Below are 23,649 nucleotides of genomic sequence, written 5' to 3'. Positions count from 1 at the left end.
TATTTGGAGAAGAATGTAAGTTAAGAAAAAAAGGATTGAAATAAATTATGAAAAAGGTATTTATTGTAGATGATTCTGCATTTATGAGAAAAATAATATCCGATATGGTAAATAAAGATGATGATTTGATGGTAGTTGGTACAGCTAAAAATGGTAAGGAAGCTATACAGAAAATAGATGAAATAGATATTGATATTATAACGTTAGATATTGAGATGCCAAAAATGAATGGTATTGAAACATTAAAAAAATTAAAGGAAAAGAATATAAATATTCCAATTTTAATGTTAAGTAGTTTCACAAAACAAGGTGCTGAGTTGACCCTTAAGGCATTAGAAATGGGGGCTATAGATTTTATAACTAAACCTAGTAATGTATTTAGTATTGAGACTGAAGGTAAAAATAAAGAATTAATTAATAAAATAAAACTTGTGACTAAATCTAAAAGAATTGATATGAGCACTGTAAAAACAAAGAAATGTAATATAGAAGAAATGAAAAAAACTTATGATAGTAGAGTTAGTAATATTGTTGGTATAGGATGTTCTACTGGAGGACCTAGAGCTTTACAGGAAATCATACCTCGAATACCTAAGGGAGTAAATGGAAGTTTTTTAGTTGTTCAGCATATGCCACCTGGATTTACAAGATCTTTAGCTGACAGAATGAATAATATATCAAATATTATAGTAAAAGAAGCTGAAGATGGTGAAATTCTTAAAAATGGATATTGTTATGTGGCACCAGGAGCTAAACATTTAATAATTATAGATTCAAATAATAAATTTAAGATTAAATTGGATGATGGAAAAAATGTTAATGGACATAAGCCTTCTGTAGATGTGTTATTTAATTCAATAGCTAATTTTAAAAATGTAAATAAAATTGGTGTAATATTAACTGGAATGGGATCAGATGGAGCTCTTGGGTTAAAGAAGATAGTAGAATCTGGAGGATATTCTATAGGGCAAGATGAAAAAACTTGTGTAATATATGGAATGCCAAAAGTAGCTTATGATATTGGAATAATAAATATTCAATTACCATTGGAAAATATTATAGATGAACTAAATAATAAATTGGGGGTATTATAATGGAATTTAATCAGTATATAGATATATTTATTGAAGAATCGAATGAACATTTACAAAGTATGAATGATTCTTTATTGAAGCTTGAAAATGAACCAGAAAATATTGAATTATTAAATGAAATATTTAGAGTTTCTCATACTTTAAAAGGTATGTCTGCTACTATGGGATTTGAAAAAATGTCAACTTTGACTCATCAAATGGAGAATTTGTTACAAGAACTAAGAAATCAGAATATTTTAATAAATACTGATATTATTGATATTCTATTTCAGTGCTTTGATAAATTAGAGCAATATGTAAGTAATATAATTGAAGAATCTACAGAAGGTGATATTGATGTAACATATTTAACTGAAAAATTAGATGAATTAGTTAATGGTAAATCTTCAACTATAACTAAAGAAAAATCTACCGGAAAGGAAGAAATTATAGAGGAGCATGTATTGAAGATTTTAAAAGAGGCAGATAAAAAGGGTATGAAAGGTTATAAAATATCTGTAGAAGTAGAAGAGAGTTGCATGTTAAAAGCAGCGAGGGCATTTATTGTATTTAATACTTTAGAAGAACATTCTGATATAATTAAGTCTAATCCTACTACAGAAGATATTGAGGATGAGAAGTTTGATAATACTTTTGAGGTATTTATAGTTACAGAAGAATCTATTGAAAAAATAGAAAAAGAATTAGTTGCAATTTCAGAAATACAGAATATAAATATTGAAGATTTGAAAATTGATTCATATGATAAATCTAAAGTTAAAAAAGAAAATTCTATTAAAGATAAACCAAAAAATGCCGAGAATTTAAATAACACTAAAAAAAATACCGTTAAAAAATCTAAAAGTAGAAAAGTGGGAAAAACTGTAAGAGTTGATATTGATAGATTAGATAATTTAATGAATTTAGTTAGTGAGTTGATAATTATTAAAACTCGAATGGAAGAAATAGGAGAGAATAATGATAAACAAAGTATGAATGAAACTACAGAATATTTAGAAAGAATAACAACAAATTTACATGATGCTGTAATGAAAGTTAGAATGGTACCTATTGAAAGGGTTTTCAATAGATTTCCAAGAATGGTTAGAGATTTATCTAAAGAATTAGGAAAAGATATTAATTTAAAAATGTCAGGAGAAGAAACAGAGGTAGATAGAACTGTAATAGATGAAATTGGAGATCCTTTAATTCATTTAATTAGAAACTCTATAGACCATGGAATTGAAAAACCAAATGAAAGAAAATCAATTGGTAAAGAAAGTACTGGGACTTTACTTTTGCGGTCTTATCCTGATGGTAATAATGTTGTAATAGAAGTACAAGATGATGGTTCAGGAATTAATATAGATAAAGTTAAGAAGAAAGCCATAGAAAATAATATTATAACAGAAGAACAAGGAAGTCAAATGGATGATAAAGAGGTTCCTGAATTACTTTTTATGCCTGGTTTTAGTACAGCAGATAAAATAACTGATGTTTCTGGAAGAGGAGTAGGACTTGATGTTGTAAAATCTAAGATTAATTCTATTGGTGGAATTGTAGAAGTTGAAACAAAAAGCAATGAATATACAAAGTTTACTATAAGAATACCGTTAACTCTTGCAATAATACAAGCTTTATTGATTAAATTATATGATGAAATATATGCTATACCATTAAGTTCGATAAAAGAAATTACTACAATTAAAACTGATAATATAAGAAAAGTTCAGAATCAGGAAGTAATTTTATATAGAGGTAAAACATTACCACTAATTCGATTAAATAATGTTTTAGATATAGAAAATGACTCAAATAAAGAAGAATTAATATCAGTAATTGTAAAAAAAGGTGAAAAAGAAGCAGGATTAATTGTTGATGAATTAATAGGGCAACAAGAAATAGTTATAAAATCATTGGGTAAATATTTAGTAAAAGTTAAATATTTAGCTGGAGCAACGATTTTAGGTAATGGTAATATTTCATTAATAATAGATGTTAATTCATTGTTTTAAGGAGGCTTTTGATGGAAACTAATGTTAAGGTAAGAAATCAATATGTTATTTTTAAATTAGCAGAAGAAAATTATGCTATAGATATATCTATGGTTAAAACTATAGAAAAAGTATCAGGGTATACTCGAGTACCTAATTCTGATAAATATATAAAAGGAGTTATAAATTTAAGAGGAGAAGTTATACCAGTTATAGATCTTAAAAAAAGATTAAACTTAGGAGAGATTAAAGAAAGTGATAATTCTCGTGTTATAATTACATGCAGTGAAGATATAGTTGTAGGATTATTGGTAGATTCTTCTTCGGAAGTTGTTTATATAGAGAATAGTGAAATTGATAATATTTCAAATATGAGTGAAAAAGAAGAATATAATTATATTAAAGGTATTGGTAAAGAAAATAATAGATTAATTCTGATTATAGATTTAGATAAAATCTTAAATATTGAAAGGGAAGAATAATGACTATAGATATCAATAATTTAAATAATGATTTTTTAGATGTATTTAAAGAGTTAGGTAATATAGGAGCTGGAAATGCAGCTACTGCATTATCGCAAATATTGAATGATAAAGTTAATATGGATATACCTCAAGTTAGGTTACTAAACTTTTCAGATGTTGATAGAATGTTAGGAGGACCAGAAAATCCAGTTGTAGGCATTTATTTTGCTATGGGAGGTGATGCTGTAGGAAATATGATGTTTATATTAGATTTAGATTCAGCTAAAAATTTAGTAGAACTTTTATTAAATAAGGAAAAAGATAGTTGTAAGTTAGATGATTTAGAAATTTCAGCTTTATCAGAGATTGGAAATATTATAGCATCATCTTACATAAATTCCTTAAGCCAATTAACCAACCTTAATCTTAAAATTTCAATTCCATCTATTAGTATTGATATGGCAGCAGCTATATTAAGTGTTCCTGCAATTCAATTCAGTTATATTTCTGATAAGGTTTTATTTATCGAAACTGAATTTAAAGAGCAAAATAAATATATAACAGGCAATTTATTTTTAATACCAGATATTAATTCATTTGAGATTATATTTGACAGTTTAGGAGTTTAATAAGATGGAAACTATAAAAGTCGGAATGGCAGACTTAAATATTATTGAAAATAATGGAGTACTTGTTACTTTAGGATTAGGCTCTTGTGTTGGTGTTGCTTTATATGACAAAAGGAAAAAAATGGCAGGGTTAGCTCACGTAATGTTACCTTCAAGTAAAGAAATTAAAAACAATTCAAATAAAGCTAAATTTGCAGATTCAGGAATTGAAGTATTAGTATCTAAAATGGAACAATTAGGTGCTGATAAAAGATATATAGTTGCTAAATTAGCTGGAGGAGCACAAATGTTTAAGTTTAATAGTAGAGCAGATGTTCTTAAAATTGGAGAAAGGAATGTAATAGCTGTTAAATCAAAATTGAAGAATTTAGGTATTAAAGTTATTAGTGAAGATACAGGAGGAAACTTTGGTAGAACTATTGAGTTTAGTTCTAATGATGGAAGTTTATTAATTAAAACTATAGGATATGGTATAAAGACTATTTAATTAGTTACCTCGTAGGGGGAGAGTTATGGTAAGAGACAAGCTATGGAAGGATTATCAAGTCCATGATAGTATTGAAATAAAAAATAAATTAATTGAAGAATATGCTCATATTATAAAAATTGTAGCTAGTAGAATGTATAATTATTATGGTGGAAAAGTAGAGTTTGATGAGCTTATGGGCTTTGGATCTTTAGGATTGATTGATGCTATAGATAAATTTGATCCTTATAAAGGAGTAAAGTTTGAGACTTATGCTCAATTAAGGATTAAAGGAGAAATAATTGATAACATAAGAAAGAACGATTGGGTACCAAGAACTTTAAGAACAAAAGCAAAATTAGTTGAAAGAACTATGTATGATTTAGAGAATAAATTAGACAGAGAAGTTCATGTTGAAGATATTTCTAAGGAATTAAATATGTCAGTAAAGGAAATTGAAGAAGTATTAAAAGAAATAAATTCATTTAATGTATCTTCTTTAGATGATATAATGTTTAATAGAGGAGAAGATCCTTTAGATTATTTGGAAGACCCTCAATTTATTGTTGAATCTAAGGAATATATTGAAATTATATCTGATATAATTTTAGACTTGCCAAAGAAGGAAAAAGATGTAATAACTTTATATTATTATGAAGAATTAAATTATAAGGAAATAGGTAAGATAATTCAATTATCAGAGTCACGTATTTCACAAATTCATAGTAAGGCAATAAAAAACATCAGAAAACAATTAAATAGAATTAATATAAATAATTAATTTTAGGATGGTGTGTATGATGGAAAATTGTATTATATTAGAGGGAAAAAACAAGGAAAAGCTATTAAAAGAAGCTATTGAACATTTTAATGTACCAGAAGAAGACTTGCTAATTAATATTATTGTAGAAAAGAATAAATTATTTACAAAGTATTATAAGATTGAATTTAAAGTTAATGATGTTACAGATGAAAAAGAAAATATAAATGATGAAAAAAGTGTAGATATTAAAGATGAAATAGATAACAAAATAAATAGTGATACTGAAGAAATGGACGAGTTATTAAAAGATAAATGTATATCAGAATCCAGAAATTTAAAAGATGATTATAGTATTCAATTTACTGATGAAGGAATTAAACTATCTGTATATAATATTGAAAATATAAAAATTATGCAGGAACATATCTATTCTTATATTGGCAAAAAAAACATTGATAATCTTGATAGAAATAAAATAAATGAAGCCTTAAATGATATAAATAAAGGCATAATAATTGCCCCTCCACAAAAAGAATTTATAATTGATGATGAACTAAGTATAAGTATAAGTAAAGATAATATGAGTGTTTATATTGAAATTATTCAAGGAGATAATAAAGGTAAGGAAGTTGCATATGATAATGCATTAAAAATGTTAAAAGAAAAGGTCAGATATGGTTTAGATAAAGAGTTATTAGAAGAAATACTCAAAAGAAGACTATACAATAAAAAGTTTATTATAGCCGAAGGTAAAAAAACAAAAAAAGGTAAAGATGGATATATTGAGTATGAGTTTGATGATGATTTTAGTTCCAAGCCAGATGTTTTAGATGATGGAAGCGTGGATTTTAGAAATCTTGGATTGATAAATAATGTAAAAAAAGGAGAAGTATTAGCAAGGGTAGTATCACCTAGACTAGGAGAAAATGGCATAAATATTTTAGGTGAAGAGCTCTCTTCTATAGATGGAAAGCCTGCAAATATAAAATTAGGAAGTAATGCATCAATAGTTGATGATCAAATTATTGCACATATAGATGGACAGGTTAAATTGATAGATGGGAAGATTGAAGTTTTAAATGTATATAATATAAATGGAAATGTAGATAGTCGTACTGGTAATATAAAATTTAATGGAACGGTATCGATTAAGGATTCTGTTAATACGGGCTTTGAAGTAGAAGCTTTGGGAGATGTTTATGTAAATGGAGTAGTTGAAGACGCATTTGTAAAAAGTAATGGCAATATATATTTAGCTAGAGGTATAGTAGGTAGAAATAGAGCTACTTTAGAGGCTAATGGTGAAATCGCATCAAAATATATTGAAAATTCAAAAGTAAAGGCTGAAGAGGACATTATTTCAGAAGCTATATTACATAGTGAAGTGGAAAGTAATGGAAATGTAAGAGTTCAAGGGAAGAAAGGATTAATAGTTGGCGGTAAATGTAAAGCTCAATTTGGGGTACATGCTAGGACTATTGGTTCTCCAATGGAAACTGATACATTGATAGAAGTTGGAACAAATATAGAAGAAAAAGAAGAGTTAATCAATATTAGATCTAGAATTGATGAAATAGAAAAAGAAATAATTAAAATGGAGAAATCAATAAATATTTTGGAGAAAAGTTATAAAGAAAATAAATTATCAGATAAGAAAAGTATCTTATTTAAAGAGTTATTGAAAACTAGAAAAACATTAAGTGAAGAAAGAGTAGAATTAATGAATAAATATGAAGATATAGATGATGAAATAAAGAAAAAAACTACAGGTACAATAATTGTAGATGAAATAATTTATCCTAAAGTGAAAATAGTTATAGGAAGTCATATTATATATAATAATAAAATTCAAAGGAAATGTAAATTTACTTTGATAGATGGAAACATTAAAACAATAAAACTTTAGAAAATATTAAAGGAGAATAATGGATGTTTTTTAGTGTAATTACATTTGGTGTATTATTAATTATTATATCTATTATTTCAATAATAAGACATGACAAAATGGAGAATATTAGATATAGAGAATGTAAAAAAATGCATAGTGAAATAATTGAATATAGCAATTTTATGAATGAGATTATTTTAGATTTAGAAGGTTTAATAAATGATATTTCATTAATAAATGAAAATGAAGAAAGAGATTCTATTAAAAAATTAGATGAAGATAAAGAAGAATCTGATAGAAATATAAAAAGTGATTTAAATAATATAAAAGATAAAGTCATAGAATTATATAAAAATGGTAATAGTATTGATAATATAGCAAAAACTTTGGATAAAGGTAAAAGAGAAGTAGATATGATAATAAAACTTAATTATTTAAATAAAAAATAAAAAAGAGGTTGTAATCAATATAAGTTTTATGATATACTACTTAAGGTAAAAATACACACACTTATTGATTTCTATGAATGTGCTGTAAGAGGTCTCATAGAGAAATGATTTAAGTGGAGGAAAAACAAAGGAGGTGTACTTATGTCAGTAATAACAATGAAGCAACTTCTTGAAGCAGGTGTTCATTTTGGACATCAAACAAGAAGATGGAATCCTAAGATGGCTGAATATATATTTACTGAAAGAAATGGAATCTATATTATAGATCTTCAAAAAACAGTAAAGAAAGTGGAAGAATCTTATAATTTCATAAAAGAGATTGCTGAGAATGACGGTGAAATTCTTTTTGTGGGAACTAAAAAACAAGCTCAAGAGTCAATTGAGACTGAAGCTAAAAGATGTGGAATGCACTTTGTAAGTCAGAGATGGCTAGGAGGTATATTAACAAACTTCAAAACTATAAATAAGAGAATAGCTAGACTTCATGAATTAAAGAAAATGGAAGAAGAAGGAACTTATGAATTGCTTCCTAAAAAAGAAGTTATAAAGCTGAAGCATGAAGAGGAAAGACTTGAAAAATTCCTTGGTGGAATTAAGGATATGAAAAAACTTCCTGATGCATTATTTGTAGTTGATCCTAGAAAAGAAAAAATTGCTGTTAAGGAAGCAGAAATTTTGGGAATACCCGTAATTGCAATAGTTGATACTAATTGTGATCCAGATGAGGTTGACTATGTGATACCAGGTAATGATGATGCTATAAGAGCGGTGAAATTACTTGCTGAGACAATGGCTAATGCTGTTTTAGAAGGTAAGCAAGGTGAACAAATAGAAGATAATGAGTAATCCAAATGGTAAGGGCTATAAGGGATTTTTCCCTTACTACTCTTACCATTTATTAATATACGAAGATTAATGAGGAGGCGTTTATATGGCAGTAACAGCATCAATGGTAAAAGAATTAAGAGAACGAACTAGTGTTGGTATGATGGATTGTAAAAAGGCATTAGTTGAAACTGATGGAAATATGGAAGAAGCAGTGGAATTACTTAGGAAAAAAGGATTATCCAAAGCAACTAAAAAAGCAGGAAGAGTTGCATCTGAAGGAATAATTGAATCATATATACATGGAGGAAGAATTGGTGTTTTAGTTGAAGTTAATAGTGAAACAGATTTTGTTGCCAAAAATGATGAATTTATAGAATTTGCTAGAGATGTAGCTATGCAAGTAGCAGCTCAAAATCCTCAATATGTATCTAGAGAAGAAGTACCTGTTGCAGAAATAGAGAAAGAAAAAGAAATTTTAAGAGAACAAGCATTGAATGAAGGAAAACCAGAAAAAATTGTTGCTAAAATGGTAGAAGGAAGAATAGAAAAATACTATAAGCAAGTATGTCTAATGGAACAATCTTTTATTAAAGATCCTGATAAAACTATACAAGATTTAATCAATGAAAAGATATCAAAAATAGGAGAAAACATTAAAATAAGAAGATTTACAAGATATGAAGTAGGAGAAGGAATAGAGAAAAAAGAAGAAAATTTTGCTGAAGAAGTAGCAAAACAAATGCAAAATTAATAATATTATATAAATGGAGAACACCAGGTGTTCTCCATTTGAATAATTTTTAAAATAATATTAATTAAAGGAATTTACTTACTAATGTAGAATAACATTTATTAGGAGTGTTTATATGGATAAACCTATTTATAAAAGAGTAGTATTAAAATTAAGTGGTGAAGCCTTAAAAGGTGATAAAGATTTTGGATTAGATGAAAAAACTATAATGAATATAGCAGAAGAAGTAAAAAAGTTGCAAAGTGCAGGTGTTGAAGTGGCTATTATAGTTGGTGGTGGTAATTTCTGGAGAGGTAGAAGTGGTAAGGAAATGGATAGAACTACAGCTGATTATATGGGGATGTTAGCTACAGTAATTAATGCTTTGGCTATGCAAGATGCATTGGAGAATATTGATGTTTTAACTAGGGTACAAACTGCTATAGAAATGAGACAAATTGCTGAACCGTATATTAGAAGAAAGGCAGTTAGACATTTAGAAAAAGGAAGAGTTGTTATATTTGCAGCTGGAACTGGAAATCCTTATTTTACAACTGATACTACTGCTGCTCTTAGAGCCGCAGAGATTGAATCAGAAGTTATTTTGTTAGCTAAAAAAGGTGTTGACGGTGTATATGATTCAGACCCTAAAGAGAATCCTAATGCCAAGAAGTTCAATGAGCTGAAGTATAAAGATATGTTAAATTTAGAACTTAAAGTAATGGATTCAACTGCTGCTTCATTATGTAAGGATAATAATATTCCTATAATTGTGTTTGGTATAGAAAATCCTACAAATATATCAAAAGTAGTTTTTGGTGCTAAAATTGGTACAAAATTAAAGGAGGATTAATTATGTATTTAGATATTCATAAAGAAATTGAAAATAAAATGAAAAAAACTGTTAGAGTTTTCAACGATGACTTAAAGACTATTAGAGCAGGAAGAGCAAATCCTGCAATATTGGATAAAGTAATGGTAGATTATTATGGAGCTGCAACTCCACTTAAACAAATAGCTAATATCTCTGTTCCTGAAGCAAGACAATTACTTATATCTCCTTGGGATGTTAATGCTCTTCCAGAAATTGAAAAAGCAATTCTTAAGTCTGATTTGGGTTTGAATCCATCTAATGATGGTAAAACTATAAGATTAATAATACCAAAATTAACTGAGGAAACTAGAAAAGATATGATTAAATCTTTAGGGAAAATTTCTGAAGGAGCTAAAGTTGCTATAAGAAATGAAAGAAGAAATGCAAATGATGAATTAAAAAAATTAAATAAGAAAGGTGAACTTACTGATGATGAATTAGTAAAAGCAGAAGAACAAACTCAAAAGTTGACTGATAATTATATAAAAGAGATTGAAAAATTAAGTGAAGATAAGGAAGCAGAATTATTGGAGGTATAAAATGAAGGACCTTAATATAATAGGGTTACCATTAAAGTGTGCTATGTCAAAGATAAATAATGATTTATCCATTACGATATTTGAAACTAAGGGAACAAATAATAAACTAAATAATAAATTAACTGATTTAAGAGTTGTTAAATATAATAGCGTGGATAAGTCAATCAAAATTATAGTATGCGCCTTTTAATCCCCTTCTATTAAGAAGGGGTTTTTAGTCATTATAATGGAGGTATATCAGAGTGGAAATTTCAAAAAATAAAGATATGAATGTGAAAAATAATTATTTGGATAAAATAAATTTTGATAATTTACCTAAACATATTGCTATAATAATGGATGGTAATGGAAGATGGGCCGAGAAGAGATTTTTACCAAGAACTTCTGGACATAAAGAAGGAGTAAAAAGAGTTATGGATACAGTAGAGGAATGTGGTAATTTAGGTATAAAATATTTAACACTATATGCTTTTTCTACTGAAAATTGGTCTAGACCAAAAAAAGAAATAGATTATTTAATGAAACTTTTAGTTAAATTTATAAAAAATAAATTAGAAGAAATACATAAAAATAATGTTAAATTAAATATTCTAGGAGATTTAAATAGATTTGATAAAAATATAATTAAAGAAGTTGAATATGCTGTTGAATTAACTAAAAATAATTCTAAATTAATATTAAATATTGCATTAAATTATGGAGGTAGAGATGAGATAGTTAGAGCTACTAAAAGAATTTGCAATGATATTATAAATAATAATATATCTATAGAAGAAATTAATGAAGAATATTTCAAAAGATATTTATATACTGAAAATCAATCTGATCCTGATATAGTTATAAGAACTAGTGGCGAAAAAAGATTAAGTAATTTTTTAAATTATCAAATTGCATATAGTGAATTTTTCTTTTTAGATATAAATTGGCCTGATTTTCATAAAAATAGTTTACATAAGGTTATATTTGATTATCAACAACGAAATAGAAGATTTGGTAATATTTAATTATTAAACAAATAAAGGAGTTAAAAAATGAAGACGAGAATAATTAGTGGAATAATAGGAGTTTTTTTATTATTAATTGCAGTAATAAGTGGTGGTTTGATATTAAAAACTTCTGTCTTATTAATCACTTTATTAGGTATTAAAGAATTTAAAGAAGCTTTTGAAGGCATCAATATAAAAATAACAAATTACTTATATGTTTATTCTATATTTCTATATATTTTTTCTGTAATAGATAATTATAATCTAGTAACTTTTAGTATAGTCATTAATATGATTGTATTTTTAAGTATGTATGTATTTAATAAAAATTATGATATAAAGGAAATTGGTATTAATCTATTAACTAGTTTATATATTCCTTATTCTTTAATTCACATTTCATTTTTAGAAGGTAATATTTTATTATGGCTTATATTTATTATAGCTTTTGCAACGGATACATTTGCATATTTTAGTGGTATATTATTAGGCAAAAGAAAACTAGCTCCTATACTTAGCCCAAAAAAAACTATTGAGGGAGCAATTGGTGGATTGATTGGTGCTGTGTTGTCAACTATTCTTTTTATTAGTATTTTGAATTTAAATAATATATATATGTATATTATTCTGGGCTTCGTATGTTCAATAACATCAATGATTGGAGATCTTACTGCATCTAAGATAAAAAGAAATATAGGAATAAAAGATTATGGAAATATTATGCCAGGACATGGTGGTATTTTAGATAGATTTGATAGTATTATATTTATTTCTCCTTTAATATTTAATTTTATTAAATATTTAGTATAAATATAATAATAATTAAAAGGTTTTTAAGGAGTGATATTTTGAAAAACATAGGTATATTAGGCTCTACAGGGTCTATAGGAACTCAAACACTAGATGTTATAAGAAATAATAATGATTTATTTAATGTAATTGCATTAAGTGGTAATAATAATATAGAGTTATTGGAACGACAGGCTTTAGAATTCAAACCAGAAATTGTTGCTGTATTTAATGAACATAAAGCTGATATACTTAGAGATAAACTATTTCCTTTTGATATAAAAGTTTATAGTGGTTTAAATGGTTTGATTGAATTAGCTAAACATGAAAAAATAGAAGTATTAATAACATCAGTTGTAGGTATGATAGGATTAAAGCCTACTTTAGCTGCTATTGAATCTGGAAAAGATATAGCATTAGCTAATAAAGAAACTTTAGTAACAGCAGGTAAAATTGTTATGAATAAAGCTAAGGAAAAGAATATTAAGATTATACCTGTAGATAGTGAACATTCAGCAATATTTCAATCAATAACTACTAAGGAAAAAAAAGAAATTAATAAACTTATTTTAACTGCATCTGGAGGTCCATTTAGGAATAAGGAAAAAAAAGATTTGATAGATGTAACATATAGGGAAGCCTTGAAGCATCCAAATTGGAATATGGGACGAAAGATTTCGATAGATTCTTCTACATTAATGAACAAAGGTTTGGAAGTTATAGAAGCAAGATGGCTATTTGATGTAGAGATTAAGGATATTGATGTTGTAGTTCATCCTCAAAGTATAATTCACTCTATGGTTGAATATATTGATGGTAGTATAATAGCTCAATTAGGAATATCAGATATGAGAATACCAATTCAATATGCATTGACATATCCTAAACGAATATTCAATAATATTAGAAAACTAGATATTATTGAAGTTGGAAATCTTACTTTTGAAAAACCAGACATCGAAACATTTCCATGTTTAAATCTAGCATTTAAAGCCTGTGAAGAAGAGGGAACAATGCCATCTGTATTGAATGCATCAAATGAAGTACTAGTAAATTATTTCTTAAATGATAAGATTAAATTCTACGATATTCCAAATATTATAGAAAAAATATTATTAAAACATAAAAAAATAAGTAATCCTACAATAGATGAAATTTTATATAGTGATAGTTGGGCAAGAAATAAAGCTAAAGAATTATTAAAATTATAAGATAGGAGTGAATTTTTTATGACTACAGCAATTGCAGCAATATTAATATTTTTTATTGTCGTATTGGTACATGAATTTGGACATTTTGCAGTAGCTAAATTAGTAGGAATAAAGGTACATGAATTTTCAATAGGTATGGGTCCTAGAATTACGAAATTTGGTAAAGGTGAAACTGAATATTCTCTTAGGGCATTTCCTATTGGTGGATATGTTAAAATGGAAGGTGAGGATGAAAAATCTGATGATGAAAGAAGTTTTAGTAATAAATCTCCTTTATTAAGAATTTTAGTATTAGCAGCTGGTGGAATAATGAATTTTATTTTAGCATTAATTATATTCTTTATAATTTCTTTAGTCATGGGTACTCCTACAACTGAAATAGATAGCATTTTGGAAGGTGGTCCAGCATATAAAGCAGGAATTAAAAGTGGAGATGAAATAGTTGCAGTTCAAGGAAAAGATATTGATGAATGGCAAGAATTTAAAACTATAATTTCTGAGGCTGAGGATAAAGTTAGTGTTGAAGTTTTAAGAAATGGTGAAAGAATTAAATTTATTTTAGAACCAGAACTAGATGAAGATAATAATAAATTAGTTGGAATAAGTTCGAAAACTAAACTATCTATTATAGAGTCAATCAAATATTCTTTTACTAATTTAATATTTATTATTACACTTATGTTTGATTTTATAAAAATGGCTTTAACAGGAAATATTAGTCAAGGAGATGTTGCCGGGCCAATAGGTGTTGTACAGCTGATTGGAGAAACAACAAAATATGGGATTTTAAGCATATTAAATTTAGCAGCTTTTATTAATATAAATTTAGGATTTTTTAATTTATTACCAATACCAGCGTTAGATGGTAGTAGGATTTTATTTGTTTTAGTAGAATTAGTTAGAGGAAAACCATTAGATCCAGAGAAGGAAGGACTAGTTCATTTTATAGGATTTGTATTTTTAATGGCTCTTATGTTATTTATTTCATATAACGACTTAAATAGATTAAATATTTTTTAAGGTGGTAATCTAATGAGGAGAAAAACAAAAGAATTTTATTATGGAACAGTTGGGATAGGAAGTGATTTTCCTATAACTGTTCAATCAATGACTAATACAGATACTAGGGATATAAAATCAACGGTTAATCAAATAATAAAATTAGAGAAAGTAGATTGTGATATTATTAGAGTAGCTGTCCCTGATATTGAAGCAGCAGAGGCAATAAAAGAAATAAAAAAACAAGTAAATATACCAATAATTGCTGATATTCATTTTAATTATAAATTAGCTTTAGAATCTATAAAAAGTGGAGTCGAAGGTTTAAGAATTAATCCAGGAAACATAGGTGATGAAGGAAAAGTCAAAGAGGTCGTTAAAGCATGTAAAGATAAGAATATACCTATTAGGATAGGAGTTAATTCAGGTTCTATAAAAAAAGAATATTTAGAAAGATATGATGGAGTAAATGTTAATTCTATGGTTGAAAGTGCTATGGAACATGTTAGAATATTAGAAAATATGAATTTTGATAAAATAGTAATATCAGTTAAGTCTACAAACATAGATATGACAATTAAATCCTATGAAAAATTAGCTAATATTGTGGATTATCCATTACATATTGGTATTACAGAGTCAGGTTCTCCTTGGAAAGGAACTATTAAATCTTCAATAGGAATAGGTTCATTATTATATAAAGGAATAGGAGATACTATTAGAGTTTCATTAACAGGGAATCCTATTGAAGAGGTTAAAGTTGGGAAACAAATTCTTCGATCCTTAGGATTATTAAATGATAGAATAGAAATTATTTCATGTCCCACATGTGGAAGAACTCGTATTGATTTAGAAAAGATTGTACAAGAGGTTGAAAACAAAGTAGAAAAGCTAAAAAAACCTATAAAAGTGGCAATTATGGGATGTGAAGTTAATGGGCCAGGAGAAGCAAAAGAAGCTGATATTGGAATTGCTGGAGGAAATGGCTTGGGATTAATCTTTAAAAAAGGAAAAATAATAAAGAAAGTTACTAAAGATAAACTTATTGAAGAATTAATAAAGGAAATAAATCAGTTATAATGAGAGGTGAAATGAATGTATCATATTACTGCTATAATACCTGCTCTAAATGAAGAGAAAACTATAGAAAATATTATTGAAACAGTAAAAAAGGTTGATTTGATTGATAATATTATAGTTATAAGTGATGGTTCAACTGACGATACAGCATATATTGCAAAGAAAACTGGAGTTAATGTAATTGAATTTAATATGAATAAGGGTAAAGGGGCAGCAGTAAAAAGTGGTTTTGAATATTCAGAAACTGATATTGTTCTTTTTTTAGATGCAGATCTTTTAGGTTTAACTCCTAAACATATAACTAATTTAATTTTACCAATTATTTCCGATGAATATAGTATGACTATAGGAATATTTACTAAAGGTAGATTTAAAACAGATTTTGCCCAAAAAATTACACCTTTTTTATCTGGGCAAAGGGCAATAAGAGGAGATCTATTTAAAAAAATTCCTAATATTGATATATCTAAATATGGTCTTGAAATGACTATTACTAAGTATTTTATCAACAATGATATTAAATTTAAAGAAATACCTTTAAATAATTTGACTCATTTAGTAAAAGAAGAAAAAATGGGAGTTTTAAATGGATTTAAAGAAAGATTTAGAATGTATTTAGATATAAGTAAATTTTTAATTAGAAGCTAGTTTAGGAGGTTTTAAAATATATTATTTAGAAATTGCATTTAAATTATTACTATCTATAATATTGTCTGGTTTGATAGGAATGGAAAGAGAAAGTATAAAGAGGCCAGCTGGATTTAGAACACATATATTAGTTTGTGTAGGTTCTACATTAAGTATGCTTTTAGGTATATATATTTCTAATATACCAGGAAATTTTGGTATTGATGCTACTAGAATAGGAGCACAAGTAATAAGTGGTATAGGTTTTTTAGGTGCTGGGACGATTATTAAAGAAGGATCGTCTGTAAGAGGTTTAACAACCGCTGCAAGTTTATGGGCTATTGCATGTGTTGGGTTAGCTATAGGAGCAGGTTTTTATTTTGGAGGAATAATTGCAGCATTATTTATTTTCATAGTATTATTATTACTTTCGAATATAGAAAGGAAATTTTCAAGAAAAAAACATTTAAACATTAGAATTGTAACTTATGATATACCAGGTCAATTAGGTAAAATTGGACATGTAACAGGAAGTTTGGATTTATCAATAATATCTATTGAATTTAAAGATTTAAAACCGAATAAAAAAATAATAAATATTTTTTTAAAAACAAATAAAAATATAGATAATATGGAAATTATAAACAAATTATCTGAAATAGAAAATATTATAGAAGTAACCCAAAAGTAATAATTAGGGGGAGTTTATAAAATGATACAGATAAAAAAACTAGAATTTTTAGTAGATAAACATAATATTGAATGTAGTGAAGATTTAAAGGGATCAATGATTGAAAAAGTATATTTAAATAATAATAGAAAACTCATAACTATAATACTGAAAAGTAAAGAAATTATTAATTATAAACAAATTAGTTTATTACAATCATCTTTTAAAAAAATATTGCCAAATTTAGAAAAAGTGAATATTAATATGAAATATGAAATAGAAAAAAATGATATAAATTTAATTGTTGAGAAATATTGGGAAAATGTAATTTATATAATAAAAAAATGTATACCTTCAAGTACTGGTTGGATTAACAATATAAAAAGAACAATAAAAGATAATACTTTAATTTTAGAAACGGAAGATGAATTATTTATGCAAGCAATATTGAATAAAAAAGTTAATAAAATAATAAAAAAGAAAATAAAAGAAGAGTTTAATATAGATATAGAAGTTAAAATGTTACTTTCAAATAATAAATCACATGATTTTAATGAACATTATCAACGTAAGGAATTAGCGGAAAAAGATATTGTGAAAAGTATGAAAATTAATACTGAATCTTCCAAAATGAATAATACTAAAAATACTAATAAAAAAAGTGAATATATTTATGGAAAAAAAGTAGGAAATGAAATAGTAGAAATACAAACAATAAATACTAATTCTGGTACTATAACAGTAAAAGGTGAAGTTTTTGATATTGAAATAAAAGATATAAAAAATAATAAAAAAATTTACATGATAAATTTTACAGATTTCACCAATTCTATTCAAGTTAAATTTTTTGCTAATAAGAAACAACAAGAAATGTTAGATGATAATTTGAAGATAGGTTCTGCATATATTATTACAGGAGATATAGTATTTGATAGTTTTTCAAAGGAATTAGTTATGATGGGGAAAGGTATTAAAACTTCTTATATTTCAAAAAGAAAAGATAGTTCTAAAGAAAAGAGAGTAGAATTACATTTACATACTCAAATGAGTGATATGGACGGTATGACTAATATAAGTGAATATGTAAAGAGAGCTAAGGAATGGGGACATAAAGCAATAGGAATTACAGATCATGGTGTTGTGCAGGGATTTCCTGATGGAATGGCTGCAGCAAAAAAACATGGTATAAAATTACTTTATGGAGTAGAAGGTTATTTAGTTAATGATTCAAAACAAATTGTTATTAATTCTAGAGATCAAGATATAGATTGTGAGTATATTGTGTTTGATATAGAAACCACTGGGTTTTCACCAAATAATGATAGAATTACTGAAATTGGTGCTGTGAAAATTAAACATAATGAAATTGTGGATACTTTTAGTCAGCTTGTTAATCCAGAAAAAAAGATTCCTCAAAAAGTGATTGAACTCACAGGAATAACTGATGAAATGGTTAAAGACAAACCAACAATAGATAATATTTTGCCAGAGTTCAAAGAATTTATAGGTGAAGGAGTATTGGTAGCTCATAATGCTTCTTTTGATATGGGTTTTATATCTAAAAATTTTAAAGATATAGGAATAACTTTATCTAATCCTGTATTAGATACTCTTCAATTTGCTAGAGAATTATATCCAAATTTAAAAAGTCATAAATTAAATAGAATAGCTAAATACTTAAATATAAGTTTAGAAAATCATCATAGAGCAGTAGATGATTCAAAGGCAACTGCAGAGATATTATTAAAGATGATTTCAGAACTAAAAGAAAAAGATGTGATGAAATTAGAAGATATAAATACTTTTTTTAGTGGTAATATAAATTATAAATCTCAAGATTCATATCATATTATAATATACGCAAAAGATTATAAGGGATTAAAAAATCTATATAAAATTGTATCGGAAAGCCATATTAATTATTTTTACAGGAAACCAAGAATACCAAAATCCCTTCTTAATAAATATAGGGAAGGATTAATTATTGGAACTGCGTGTGAAGCAGGAGAATTATATAGAGCTATTATAAGAAACAAATCTAGTAAAGAAATTAGAGAGATTATAAGTTTTTATGATTACTTAGAAGTACAACCTTTAGGTAATAATAATTTTTTAATTGAAAATGGAATGGTAAAGGATATAGAAGAATTAAAAAATATTAATAGAAGAATATATCAACTTGGCAAGAAATATAATAAAATTGTTGTTGCTACTGGAGATGCTCATTTTTTAGATCCACAAGATGAAATATATAGAAGAATATTAATGTCTGGTAAGGGCTTTTCAGATGCTGATAATCAAGCTCCATTATATTTTAAAACTACAAATGAAATGTTAGAAGAATTTTCATATTTAGGAAAAGAAGTTTCAGAAGAAATTGTTATAAAAAATACAAATTTAATTACTGATATGTTTGATGATATATTACCTATACCTGATGGTACTTTTCCTCCGGTAATTGAAGGTTCTGATAAAGATTTAAAGGAAATGACTTATAAAAAAGCTGAAAGTATTTATGGTAAACCAATACCTGAAGTTGTAAAAGAAAGGTTAGATAAAGAATTAAACTCTATTATTAGTAATGGATATGCTGTACTTTATATTATTTCACATAAACTTGTTAAAAAATCTCTTGAAGATAATTATCTAGTAGGTTCAAGAGGATCTGTAGGTTCTTCTTTTGTGGCCACAATGAGTGATATTACTGAAGTAAATCCATTGCCACCTCATTATGTATGTCCAAAATGTAAAAATAGTGAATTTATTATGGATGGTTCTGTTGGTTCAGGAGTAGATATGGAAGATAAAATATGTCCTAAGTGTGGTACAAATTATAAGAAAGATGGTTTTGATATTCCTTTTGAAGTATTTTTAGGATTCGAAGGAGATAAAGAACCTGATATAGATTTAAATTTTGCAAGTGAAGAACAAACGGTTGCTATGGCTCATACAGAAGAATTATTTGGTAAAGGACATGTATATAGAGCTGGAACTATAGGTACTATAGCAGATAAGACCGCATATGGGTTTATAAGAAAATATTATGAAGAAAGAGAATTAATGTTAAATAGAGCAGAAACTAATAGATTGATTAAAGGATGTACTGGAATAAAAAGAACATCTGGTCAACATCCTGGAGGAGTTATGGTTGTACCTCAAGATAAAGAAATTTATGATTTTACTCCAATTCAATATCCAGCAAACAATTCAGATACAGGAGTAATAACAACCCATTTTGATTATCATTCTATAAGTGGTAGAATTCTTAAATTAGATATTCTAGGACATGATACTCCTACAATTATAAGAATGCTTGAAGATTTAACTGGAGTAGATGCACAAAAAATTCCTTTAGATGACCCTTATACTATGAAAATATTTACATCAACCGAATCATTAAATATTAAGCCAGAAGATATAAATTGTAAAACTGGATCTTTTGGAATTCCAGAATTTGGTACAAGATTTGTAATTCAGATGTTATTAGATACCCAACCTACTACTTTTGCAGAATTGGTTCGTATAAGTGGTCTTTCTCATGGTACAGATGTTTGGTTAAATAATGCTCAAGATTTAGTAATCAACGGTATAACAACTTTAAAAGAGGTTATTTGTACTAGAGATGATATTATGATGTATTTGATATATAATGGATTAGATAAAAAAAGATCATTTAAGATAATGGAAAAAGTTAGAAAAGGCAAAGGCTTGACGGAAGAAGAAGAAGAATATATGAGAGATAATGATATTCCAGAATGGTATATTGAATCTTGTAAAAAAATTAAATATATGTTTCCTAAAGCTCATGCTGTTGCTTATGTTATGATGTCTTTTAGAATAGCATATTTTAAAGTTCATTATTCTGAAGCTTTTTATGCTACATATTTTACTATGAAAGCAAATGATTTTGATGCAGAATTAATTACTAAAGGGAAAGAGACTATAAAAAATAAAATTCAGGAGTTAGAAAATTTAGGTAATAATAAAACTGCTAAGGAAAAAAATTTACTTACAGTATTAGAAGTTGCTTTGGAAATGTATGCAAGAGGATATAATTTCAATAGAGTTGATCTTTATCAATCTGACAGTGATGTCTTTATTATAAAGGAAGATGGGATATTACCTCCTTTAAAATCATTGCAAGGAGTTGGAGAAAATGCTGCTAAGAGCATAGTTGAATCTAGAAAAAATGGGAAATTTTTATCTGTAGAAGATATTATTAAAAGAAGTAAGATTTCTAAAACTGTAATAGAAGCATTAAGAATTCATGGATGTTTAGATGGAATGTCTGAGAGTAATCAATTAGATTTATTTAGTATTTGATTTATATTAATTTATGTGATATATTTAAATTAATATAAATCTGTTTTAGAAAGAGTGGGTGGAGACCCACTCTTTAATTTTAGTTTATTGTATTAATAATTGTAATTTTAGATAAAATATTAGTAAGGAATTTTGGAGGTGAATGCATATGACAAAAAAAGAAATTGAACAATTAGTATTTAATTTACTAGAACCAGTAGCTAAAGATATGGAATTTGATTTAGTTGATATAGAATATGTTAAAGAAGGTCCATATATGTACTTAAGAGTATTTATAGATAAAATAGGTGGTGTAACAATAGATGATTGTCAGGATTTTAGTCAAATTGCAAGTCAAAAAATTGATAAAATAGATCCTATAGAAGGAAATTATTTCTTAGAAGTATCATCACCAGGTATTGATAGACCTTTGAAAAAAGATAAAGATTTTAAGAGGGCTTTAAAAAAAGATGTTGAAGTTAGTTTATATAAACCAGTTAATAATTCAAAAAAATTTATAGGTGAATTAAATGATTTTGATGAAAATAGTATTAGTTTAAATATTGAAGATGAAATTATTAAATTGAATAGAAGTGATATAGCAAAAATAAATCTTGCTATAAAATTTTAAAGGAGGTCAAATGGGGATGAAAGCCGATTTTATTCAGGCGTTAGAAGAAATAGAAAAAAATAAAGGGGTTTCTAAAGATATATTAATTGAGACAATAGAAGCAGCATTAATTTCAGCCTATAAGAGAAATTTTGGTTCTTCACAAAATGTAGAAGTTTTAGTAGACAATAATACTGGCGATGTTAATGTATATGCTCAAAAGGAAGTTGTTAATGATGTAGAAGATAATTTGTTACAAATTTCTTTGGAAGATGCTAAAGAAATAGATATTAAATATGAAGTGGGAGATATTATAAAAATTGAAGTTACACCTAAAAATTTTGGGAGAATTGCAGCTCAAACTGCTAAACAAGTAGTTGTACAACGCATAAGAGAAGCAGAAAGAGATATAATATTTGATGAATTTATTAATAGAGAAAATGAGATAGTAACAGGTGTAATTCAGAAATTAAACAATAATGTTTTAGTGGATTTAGGTAAAGCGGAAGGTGTATTATTACCTTCTGAACAAATAAAAGGTGAAACATATAATCATAATAGTAGAATTAAAACATATATTATTGAAGTAAAGAAAACTACAAAAGGACCTCAAATATTATTATCTAGAAGCCATCCTGGATTAGTAAAAAGACTTTTTGAATTGGAAGTACCAGAAATTCAAGAAGGAATCGTAGATATATATAGTATATCTAGAGAAGCTGGTTCTAGAACAAAAATAGCAGTACATTCAAATGATGAAAATGTTGATCCAGTAGGTGCATGTGTAGGACAAAATGGAAGTCGCGTAAAGGTAATTGTAGATGAATTAAATGGAGAAAAGATAGATATAATTAATTGGAGTAATGACCCTGGTGAATTTATAGCGAATAGTTTAAGTCCAGCTAAGGTTTTAAAAGTAGATGTAAATGAAGAAGAGAAGAATGCTACTGTAATTGTTCCTGATTATCAACTTTCTTTAGCAATAGGAAAAGAAGGACAGAATGCAAGATTAGCTGCAAAATTAACAAGTTGGAAAATAGATATTAAAAGTGAAAGTCAAAATCAAGAAGATAATTATGAAAATTTAGATTGTTAGAGGTGATAGTATGAAAACTAAAAAAATTCCTCTTAGAAAATGTATTGTTTGCAATGAGAGAAAAGAAAAAAAAAATTTAATACGAATTGTAAAAAATAAAGAAAATAGAATTTTTATAGATAGAAGCGGGAAAGCAAACGGTAGAGGTGCATATATTTGTAATACTGATGAATGCATAAATAAATTATTTAAAACTAAAGCTTTAAACAAAACTTTTAAAGCTAATGTTTCAGATGATATATATGATACATTAAAAGAGGAGTTATATGAAAATGAATGATTTGATTTCTTTTTTGGGTATTGGTAAGAAAGCAAATATTGTTAAAGCTGGTGAATATAAAACAGAAGAATCTATAAAATCAAAAAAATGTAATTTAATAATATTAGCTGAAGATGCTTCAGATAATACTAAGAAAAAATTTAATAAGTTGGCAAAAACGAATAATATAGAATTTCTTGTTTATGGAAATAAAGAAACTTTGGGTAAAGCCTTGGGAAGACACTATATATCAATTATAGCTGTATGTGATAAGAAATTCTCTGATACATTAAAAATAAAGATTAAATGTATCACCTAATTTT

At 26.5% G+C, this 23,649-nt stretch carries 25 protein-coding genes; all 25 read left to right on the top strand.

The features are described 5' to 3' along the window. The first annotated feature begins 47 nt into the window (after positions 1 to 47). The 25 genes from GOQ29_RS10435 (at position 48) to GOQ29_RS10315 (ending at position 23,645) form a co-directional block, all read left to right on the top strand. Entirely contained in the window at positions 48 to 1,094 is a 1,047-nt protein-coding gene (locus GOQ29_RS10435; protein WP_203372594.1) for a protein-glutamate methylesterase/protein-glutamine glutaminase, read from the top strand. Further along, the gene (locus tag GOQ29_RS10430; RefSeq protein WP_203372593.1) at positions 1,094 to 3,088 is read left to right on the top strand and encodes a chemotaxis protein CheA; all 1,995 of its coding nucleotides are present in this window, start codon (positions 1,094 to 1,096) and stop codon (positions 3,086 to 3,088) included. Before GOQ29_RS10435 ends, GOQ29_RS10430 begins: the two co-directional genes overlap by 1 nt. An 11-nt stretch (positions 3,089 to 3,099) precedes the next feature. Beyond that, positions 3,100 to 3,549 carry a chemotaxis protein CheW gene (locus tag GOQ29_RS10425; protein ID WP_203372592.1) on the top strand — a complete coding sequence of 150 codons (450 nt, stop codon included), beginning with the start codon at positions 3,100 to 3,102 and terminating at the stop codon, positions 3,547 to 3,549. After that, positions 3,549 to 4,160, top strand: coding sequence for a chemotaxis protein CheC (locus tag GOQ29_RS10420; RefSeq protein ID WP_203372591.1), 612 nt, complete (start codon positions 3,549 to 3,551; stop codon positions 4,158 to 4,160). The genes GOQ29_RS10425 and GOQ29_RS10420 overlap by 1 nt, the downstream gene beginning before the upstream one ends. A gap of 4 nt (positions 4,161 to 4,164) precedes the next feature. Next, on the top strand, positions 4,165 to 4,647 hold the full coding sequence (locus tag GOQ29_RS10415) for a chemotaxis protein CheD (protein ID WP_203372590.1): 483 nt from the start codon (positions 4,165 to 4,167) through the stop codon (positions 4,645 to 4,647). Positions 4,648 to 4,672: 25 nt separating this feature from the next. Continuing rightward, on the top strand, positions 4,673 to 5,407 hold the full coding sequence (locus tag GOQ29_RS10410; protein WP_203372589.1) for a sigma-70 family RNA polymerase sigma factor: 735 nt from the start codon (positions 4,673 to 4,675) through the stop codon (positions 5,405 to 5,407). Between the two features lie 16 nt (positions 5,408 to 5,423). Then, positions 5,424 to 7,295 carry a flagellar assembly protein A gene (locus GOQ29_RS10405; protein ID WP_203372588.1) on the top strand — a complete coding sequence of 624 codons (1,872 nt, stop codon included), beginning with the start codon at positions 5,424 to 5,426 and terminating at the stop codon, positions 7,293 to 7,295. Positions 7,296 to 7,318: 23 nt separating this feature from the next. After that, complete coding sequence (locus GOQ29_RS10400; RefSeq protein WP_203372587.1) at positions 7,319 to 7,726, top strand: DUF6115 domain-containing protein; 408 nt, start codon at positions 7,319 to 7,321, stop codon at positions 7,724 to 7,726. A gap of 141 nt (positions 7,727 to 7,867) precedes the next feature. After that, positions 7,868 to 8,572 carry a 30S ribosomal protein S2 gene (rpsB, locus tag GOQ29_RS10395; protein ID WP_203372586.1) on the top strand — a complete coding sequence of 235 codons (705 nt, stop codon included), beginning with the start codon at positions 7,868 to 7,870 and terminating at the stop codon, positions 8,570 to 8,572. 85 nt (positions 8,573 to 8,657) lie between these two features. After that, positions 8,658 to 9,305, top strand: a complete 648-nt coding sequence (gene tsf / locus GOQ29_RS10390) for a translation elongation factor Ts (protein ID WP_203372585.1) — start codon at positions 8,658 to 8,660, stop codon at positions 9,303 to 9,305. 115 nt (positions 9,306 to 9,420) lie between these two features. After that, on the top strand, positions 9,421 to 10,137 hold the full coding sequence (pyrH, locus tag GOQ29_RS10385; RefSeq protein WP_203372584.1) for a UMP kinase: 717 nt from the start codon (positions 9,421 to 9,423) through the stop codon (positions 10,135 to 10,137). A gap of 2 nt (positions 10,138 to 10,139) precedes the next feature. After that, complete coding sequence (gene frr, locus GOQ29_RS10380) at positions 10,140 to 10,697, top strand: ribosome recycling factor (RefSeq protein WP_203372583.1); 558 nt, start codon at positions 10,140 to 10,142, stop codon at positions 10,695 to 10,697. A gap of 1 nt (position 10,698) precedes the next feature. Continuing rightward, the gene (locus GOQ29_RS10375) at positions 10,699 to 10,887 is read left to right on the top strand and encodes a hypothetical protein (RefSeq protein WP_203372582.1); all 189 of its coding nucleotides are present in this window, start codon (positions 10,699 to 10,701) and stop codon (positions 10,885 to 10,887) included. Positions 10,888 to 10,963: 76 nt separating this feature from the next. Further along, complete coding sequence (uppS, locus tag GOQ29_RS10370) at positions 10,964 to 11,701, top strand: undecaprenyl pyrophosphate synthase (protein ID WP_203372685.1); 738 nt, start codon at positions 10,964 to 10,966, stop codon at positions 11,699 to 11,701. A gap of 27 nt (positions 11,702 to 11,728) precedes the next feature. Beyond that, a complete protein-coding gene (locus GOQ29_RS10365) occupies positions 11,729 to 12,493 on the top strand; it encodes a phosphatidate cytidylyltransferase (protein WP_203372581.1) in 765 nt (254 codons plus the stop codon). Between the two features lie 38 nt (positions 12,494 to 12,531). Then, positions 12,532 to 13,683, top strand: coding sequence for a 1-deoxy-D-xylulose-5-phosphate reductoisomerase (locus GOQ29_RS10360; RefSeq protein WP_207750697.1), 1,152 nt, complete (start codon positions 12,532 to 12,534; stop codon positions 13,681 to 13,683). An 18-nt stretch (positions 13,684 to 13,701) separates the two neighbouring features. Beyond that, positions 13,702 to 14,703 carry an RIP metalloprotease RseP gene (gene rseP, locus GOQ29_RS10355; RefSeq protein ID WP_203372580.1) on the top strand — a complete coding sequence of 334 codons (1,002 nt, stop codon included), beginning with the start codon at positions 13,702 to 13,704 and terminating at the stop codon, positions 14,701 to 14,703. A 12-nt stretch (positions 14,704 to 14,715) separates the two neighbouring features. After that, positions 14,716 to 15,762, top strand: coding sequence for a flavodoxin-dependent (E)-4-hydroxy-3-methylbut-2-enyl-diphosphate synthase (ispG, locus tag GOQ29_RS10350; RefSeq protein ID WP_203372579.1), 1,047 nt, complete (start codon positions 14,716 to 14,718; stop codon positions 15,760 to 15,762). A 15-nt stretch (positions 15,763 to 15,777) separates the two neighbouring features. Continuing rightward, positions 15,778 to 16,410 carry a glycosyltransferase family 2 protein gene (locus GOQ29_RS10345; protein ID WP_203372578.1) on the top strand — a complete coding sequence of 211 codons (633 nt, stop codon included), beginning with the start codon at positions 15,778 to 15,780 and terminating at the stop codon, positions 16,408 to 16,410. A gap of 16 nt (positions 16,411 to 16,426) precedes the next feature. Further along, positions 16,427 to 17,080, top strand: coding sequence for an MgtC/SapB family protein (locus GOQ29_RS10340; protein WP_350446012.1), 654 nt, complete (start codon positions 16,427 to 16,429; stop codon positions 17,078 to 17,080). A gap of 21 nt (positions 17,081 to 17,101) precedes the next feature. Beyond that, on the top strand, positions 17,102 to 21,382 hold the full coding sequence (locus tag GOQ29_RS10335) for a PolC-type DNA polymerase III (protein ID WP_203372576.1): 4,281 nt from the start codon (positions 17,102 to 17,104) through the stop codon (positions 21,380 to 21,382). Positions 21,383 to 21,530: 148 nt separating this feature from the next. Continuing rightward, positions 21,531 to 21,992: a ribosome maturation factor RimP gene (gene rimP / locus GOQ29_RS10330; protein ID WP_203372575.1), complete on the top strand. Its 462-nt coding sequence runs from the start codon at positions 21,531 to 21,533 to the stop codon at positions 21,990 to 21,992. A gap of 16 nt (positions 21,993 to 22,008) precedes the next feature. Then, positions 22,009 to 23,067, top strand: coding sequence for a transcription termination factor NusA (gene nusA, locus GOQ29_RS10325; RefSeq protein ID WP_203372574.1), 1,059 nt, complete (start codon positions 22,009 to 22,011; stop codon positions 23,065 to 23,067). 10 nt (positions 23,068 to 23,077) lie between these two features. Beyond that, a complete protein-coding gene (gene rnpM / locus GOQ29_RS10320; RefSeq protein WP_203372573.1) occupies positions 23,078 to 23,347 on the top strand; it encodes an RNase P modulator RnpM in 270 nt (89 codons plus the stop codon). Continuing rightward, a complete protein-coding gene (locus GOQ29_RS10315) occupies positions 23,334 to 23,645 on the top strand; it encodes a L7Ae/L30e/S12e/Gadd45 family ribosomal protein (RefSeq protein ID WP_203372572.1) in 312 nt (103 codons plus the stop codon). Before rnpM ends, GOQ29_RS10315 begins: the two co-directional genes overlap by 14 nt. The last annotated feature ends 4 nt before the right edge of the window (positions 23,646 to 23,649 follow it).

It is taken from the genome of Anaeromonas gelatinilytica (assembly GCF_016820635.1).
Taxonomy (GTDB): Bacteria; Bacillota; Clostridia; order Tissierellales; family SIT17; genus Anaeromonas; species Anaeromonas gelatinilytica.
This window is presented reverse-complemented; position numbering and strand designations above follow the sequence as displayed.

Coding starts and splice junctions, on each gene's coding strand:
- rpsB (WP_203372586.1), top strand. CDS start 7,868: ATGTCAGTAATAACAATGAAGCAACTTCTTGAAGCAGGTGTTCATTTT.
- GOQ29_RS10425 (WP_203372592.1), top strand. CDS start 3,100: ATGGAAACTAATGTTAAGGTAAGAAATCAATATGTTATTTTTAAATTA.
- GOQ29_RS10315 (WP_203372572.1), top strand. CDS start 23,334: ATGAAAATGAATGATTTGATTTCTTTTTTGGGTATTGGTAAGAAAGCA.
- uppS (WP_203372685.1), top strand. CDS start 10,964: ATGAATGTGAAAAATAATTATTTGGATAAAATAAATTTTGATAATTTA.
- rseP (WP_203372580.1), top strand. CDS start 13,702: ATGACTACAGCAATTGCAGCAATATTAATATTTTTTATTGTCGTATTG.
- pyrH (WP_203372584.1), top strand. CDS start 9,421: ATGGATAAACCTATTTATAAAAGAGTAGTATTAAAATTAAGTGGTGAA.
- GOQ29_RS10365 (WP_203372581.1), top strand. CDS start 11,729: ATGAAGACGAGAATAATTAGTGGAATAATAGGAGTTTTTTTATTATTA.
- ispG (WP_203372579.1), top strand. CDS start 14,716: ATGAGGAGAAAAACAAAAGAATTTTATTATGGAACAGTTGGGATAGGA.
- frr (WP_203372583.1), top strand. CDS start 10,140: ATGTATTTAGATATTCATAAAGAAATTGAAAATAAAATGAAAAAAACT.
- tsf (WP_203372585.1), top strand. CDS start 8,658: ATGGCAGTAACAGCATCAATGGTAAAAGAATTAAGAGAACGAACTAGT.
- rnpM (WP_203372573.1), top strand. CDS start 23,078: ATGAAAACTAAAAAAATTCCTCTTAGAAAATGTATTGTTTGCAATGAG.
- rimP (WP_203372575.1), top strand. CDS start 21,531: ATGACAAAAAAAGAAATTGAACAATTAGTATTTAATTTACTAGAACCA.
- GOQ29_RS10420 (WP_203372591.1), top strand. CDS start 3,549: ATGACTATAGATATCAATAATTTAAATAATGATTTTTTAGATGTATTT.
- GOQ29_RS10345 (WP_203372578.1), top strand. CDS start 15,778: ATGTATCATATTACTGCTATAATACCTGCTCTAAATGAAGAGAAAACT.
- nusA (WP_203372574.1), top strand. CDS start 22,009: ATGAAAGCCGATTTTATTCAGGCGTTAGAAGAAATAGAAAAAAATAAA.
- GOQ29_RS10375 (WP_203372582.1), top strand. CDS start 10,699: ATGAAGGACCTTAATATAATAGGGTTACCATTAAAGTGTGCTATGTCA.
- GOQ29_RS10410 (WP_203372589.1), top strand. CDS start 4,673: ATGGTAAGAGACAAGCTATGGAAGGATTATCAAGTCCATGATAGTATT.
- GOQ29_RS10335 (WP_203372576.1), top strand. CDS start 17,102: ATGATACAGATAAAAAAACTAGAATTTTTAGTAGATAAACATAATATT.
- GOQ29_RS10400 (WP_203372587.1), top strand. CDS start 7,319: ATGTTTTTTAGTGTAATTACATTTGGTGTATTATTAATTATTATATCT.
- GOQ29_RS10405 (WP_203372588.1), top strand. CDS start 5,424: ATGATGGAAAATTGTATTATATTAGAGGGAAAAAACAAGGAAAAGCTA.
- GOQ29_RS10435 (WP_203372594.1), top strand. CDS start 48: ATGAAAAAGGTATTTATTGTAGATGATTCTGCATTTATGAGAAAAATA.
- GOQ29_RS10430 (WP_203372593.1), top strand. CDS start 1,094: ATGGAATTTAATCAGTATATAGATATATTTATTGAAGAATCGAATGAA.
- GOQ29_RS10415 (WP_203372590.1), top strand. CDS start 4,165: ATGGAAACTATAAAAGTCGGAATGGCAGACTTAAATATTATTGAAAAT.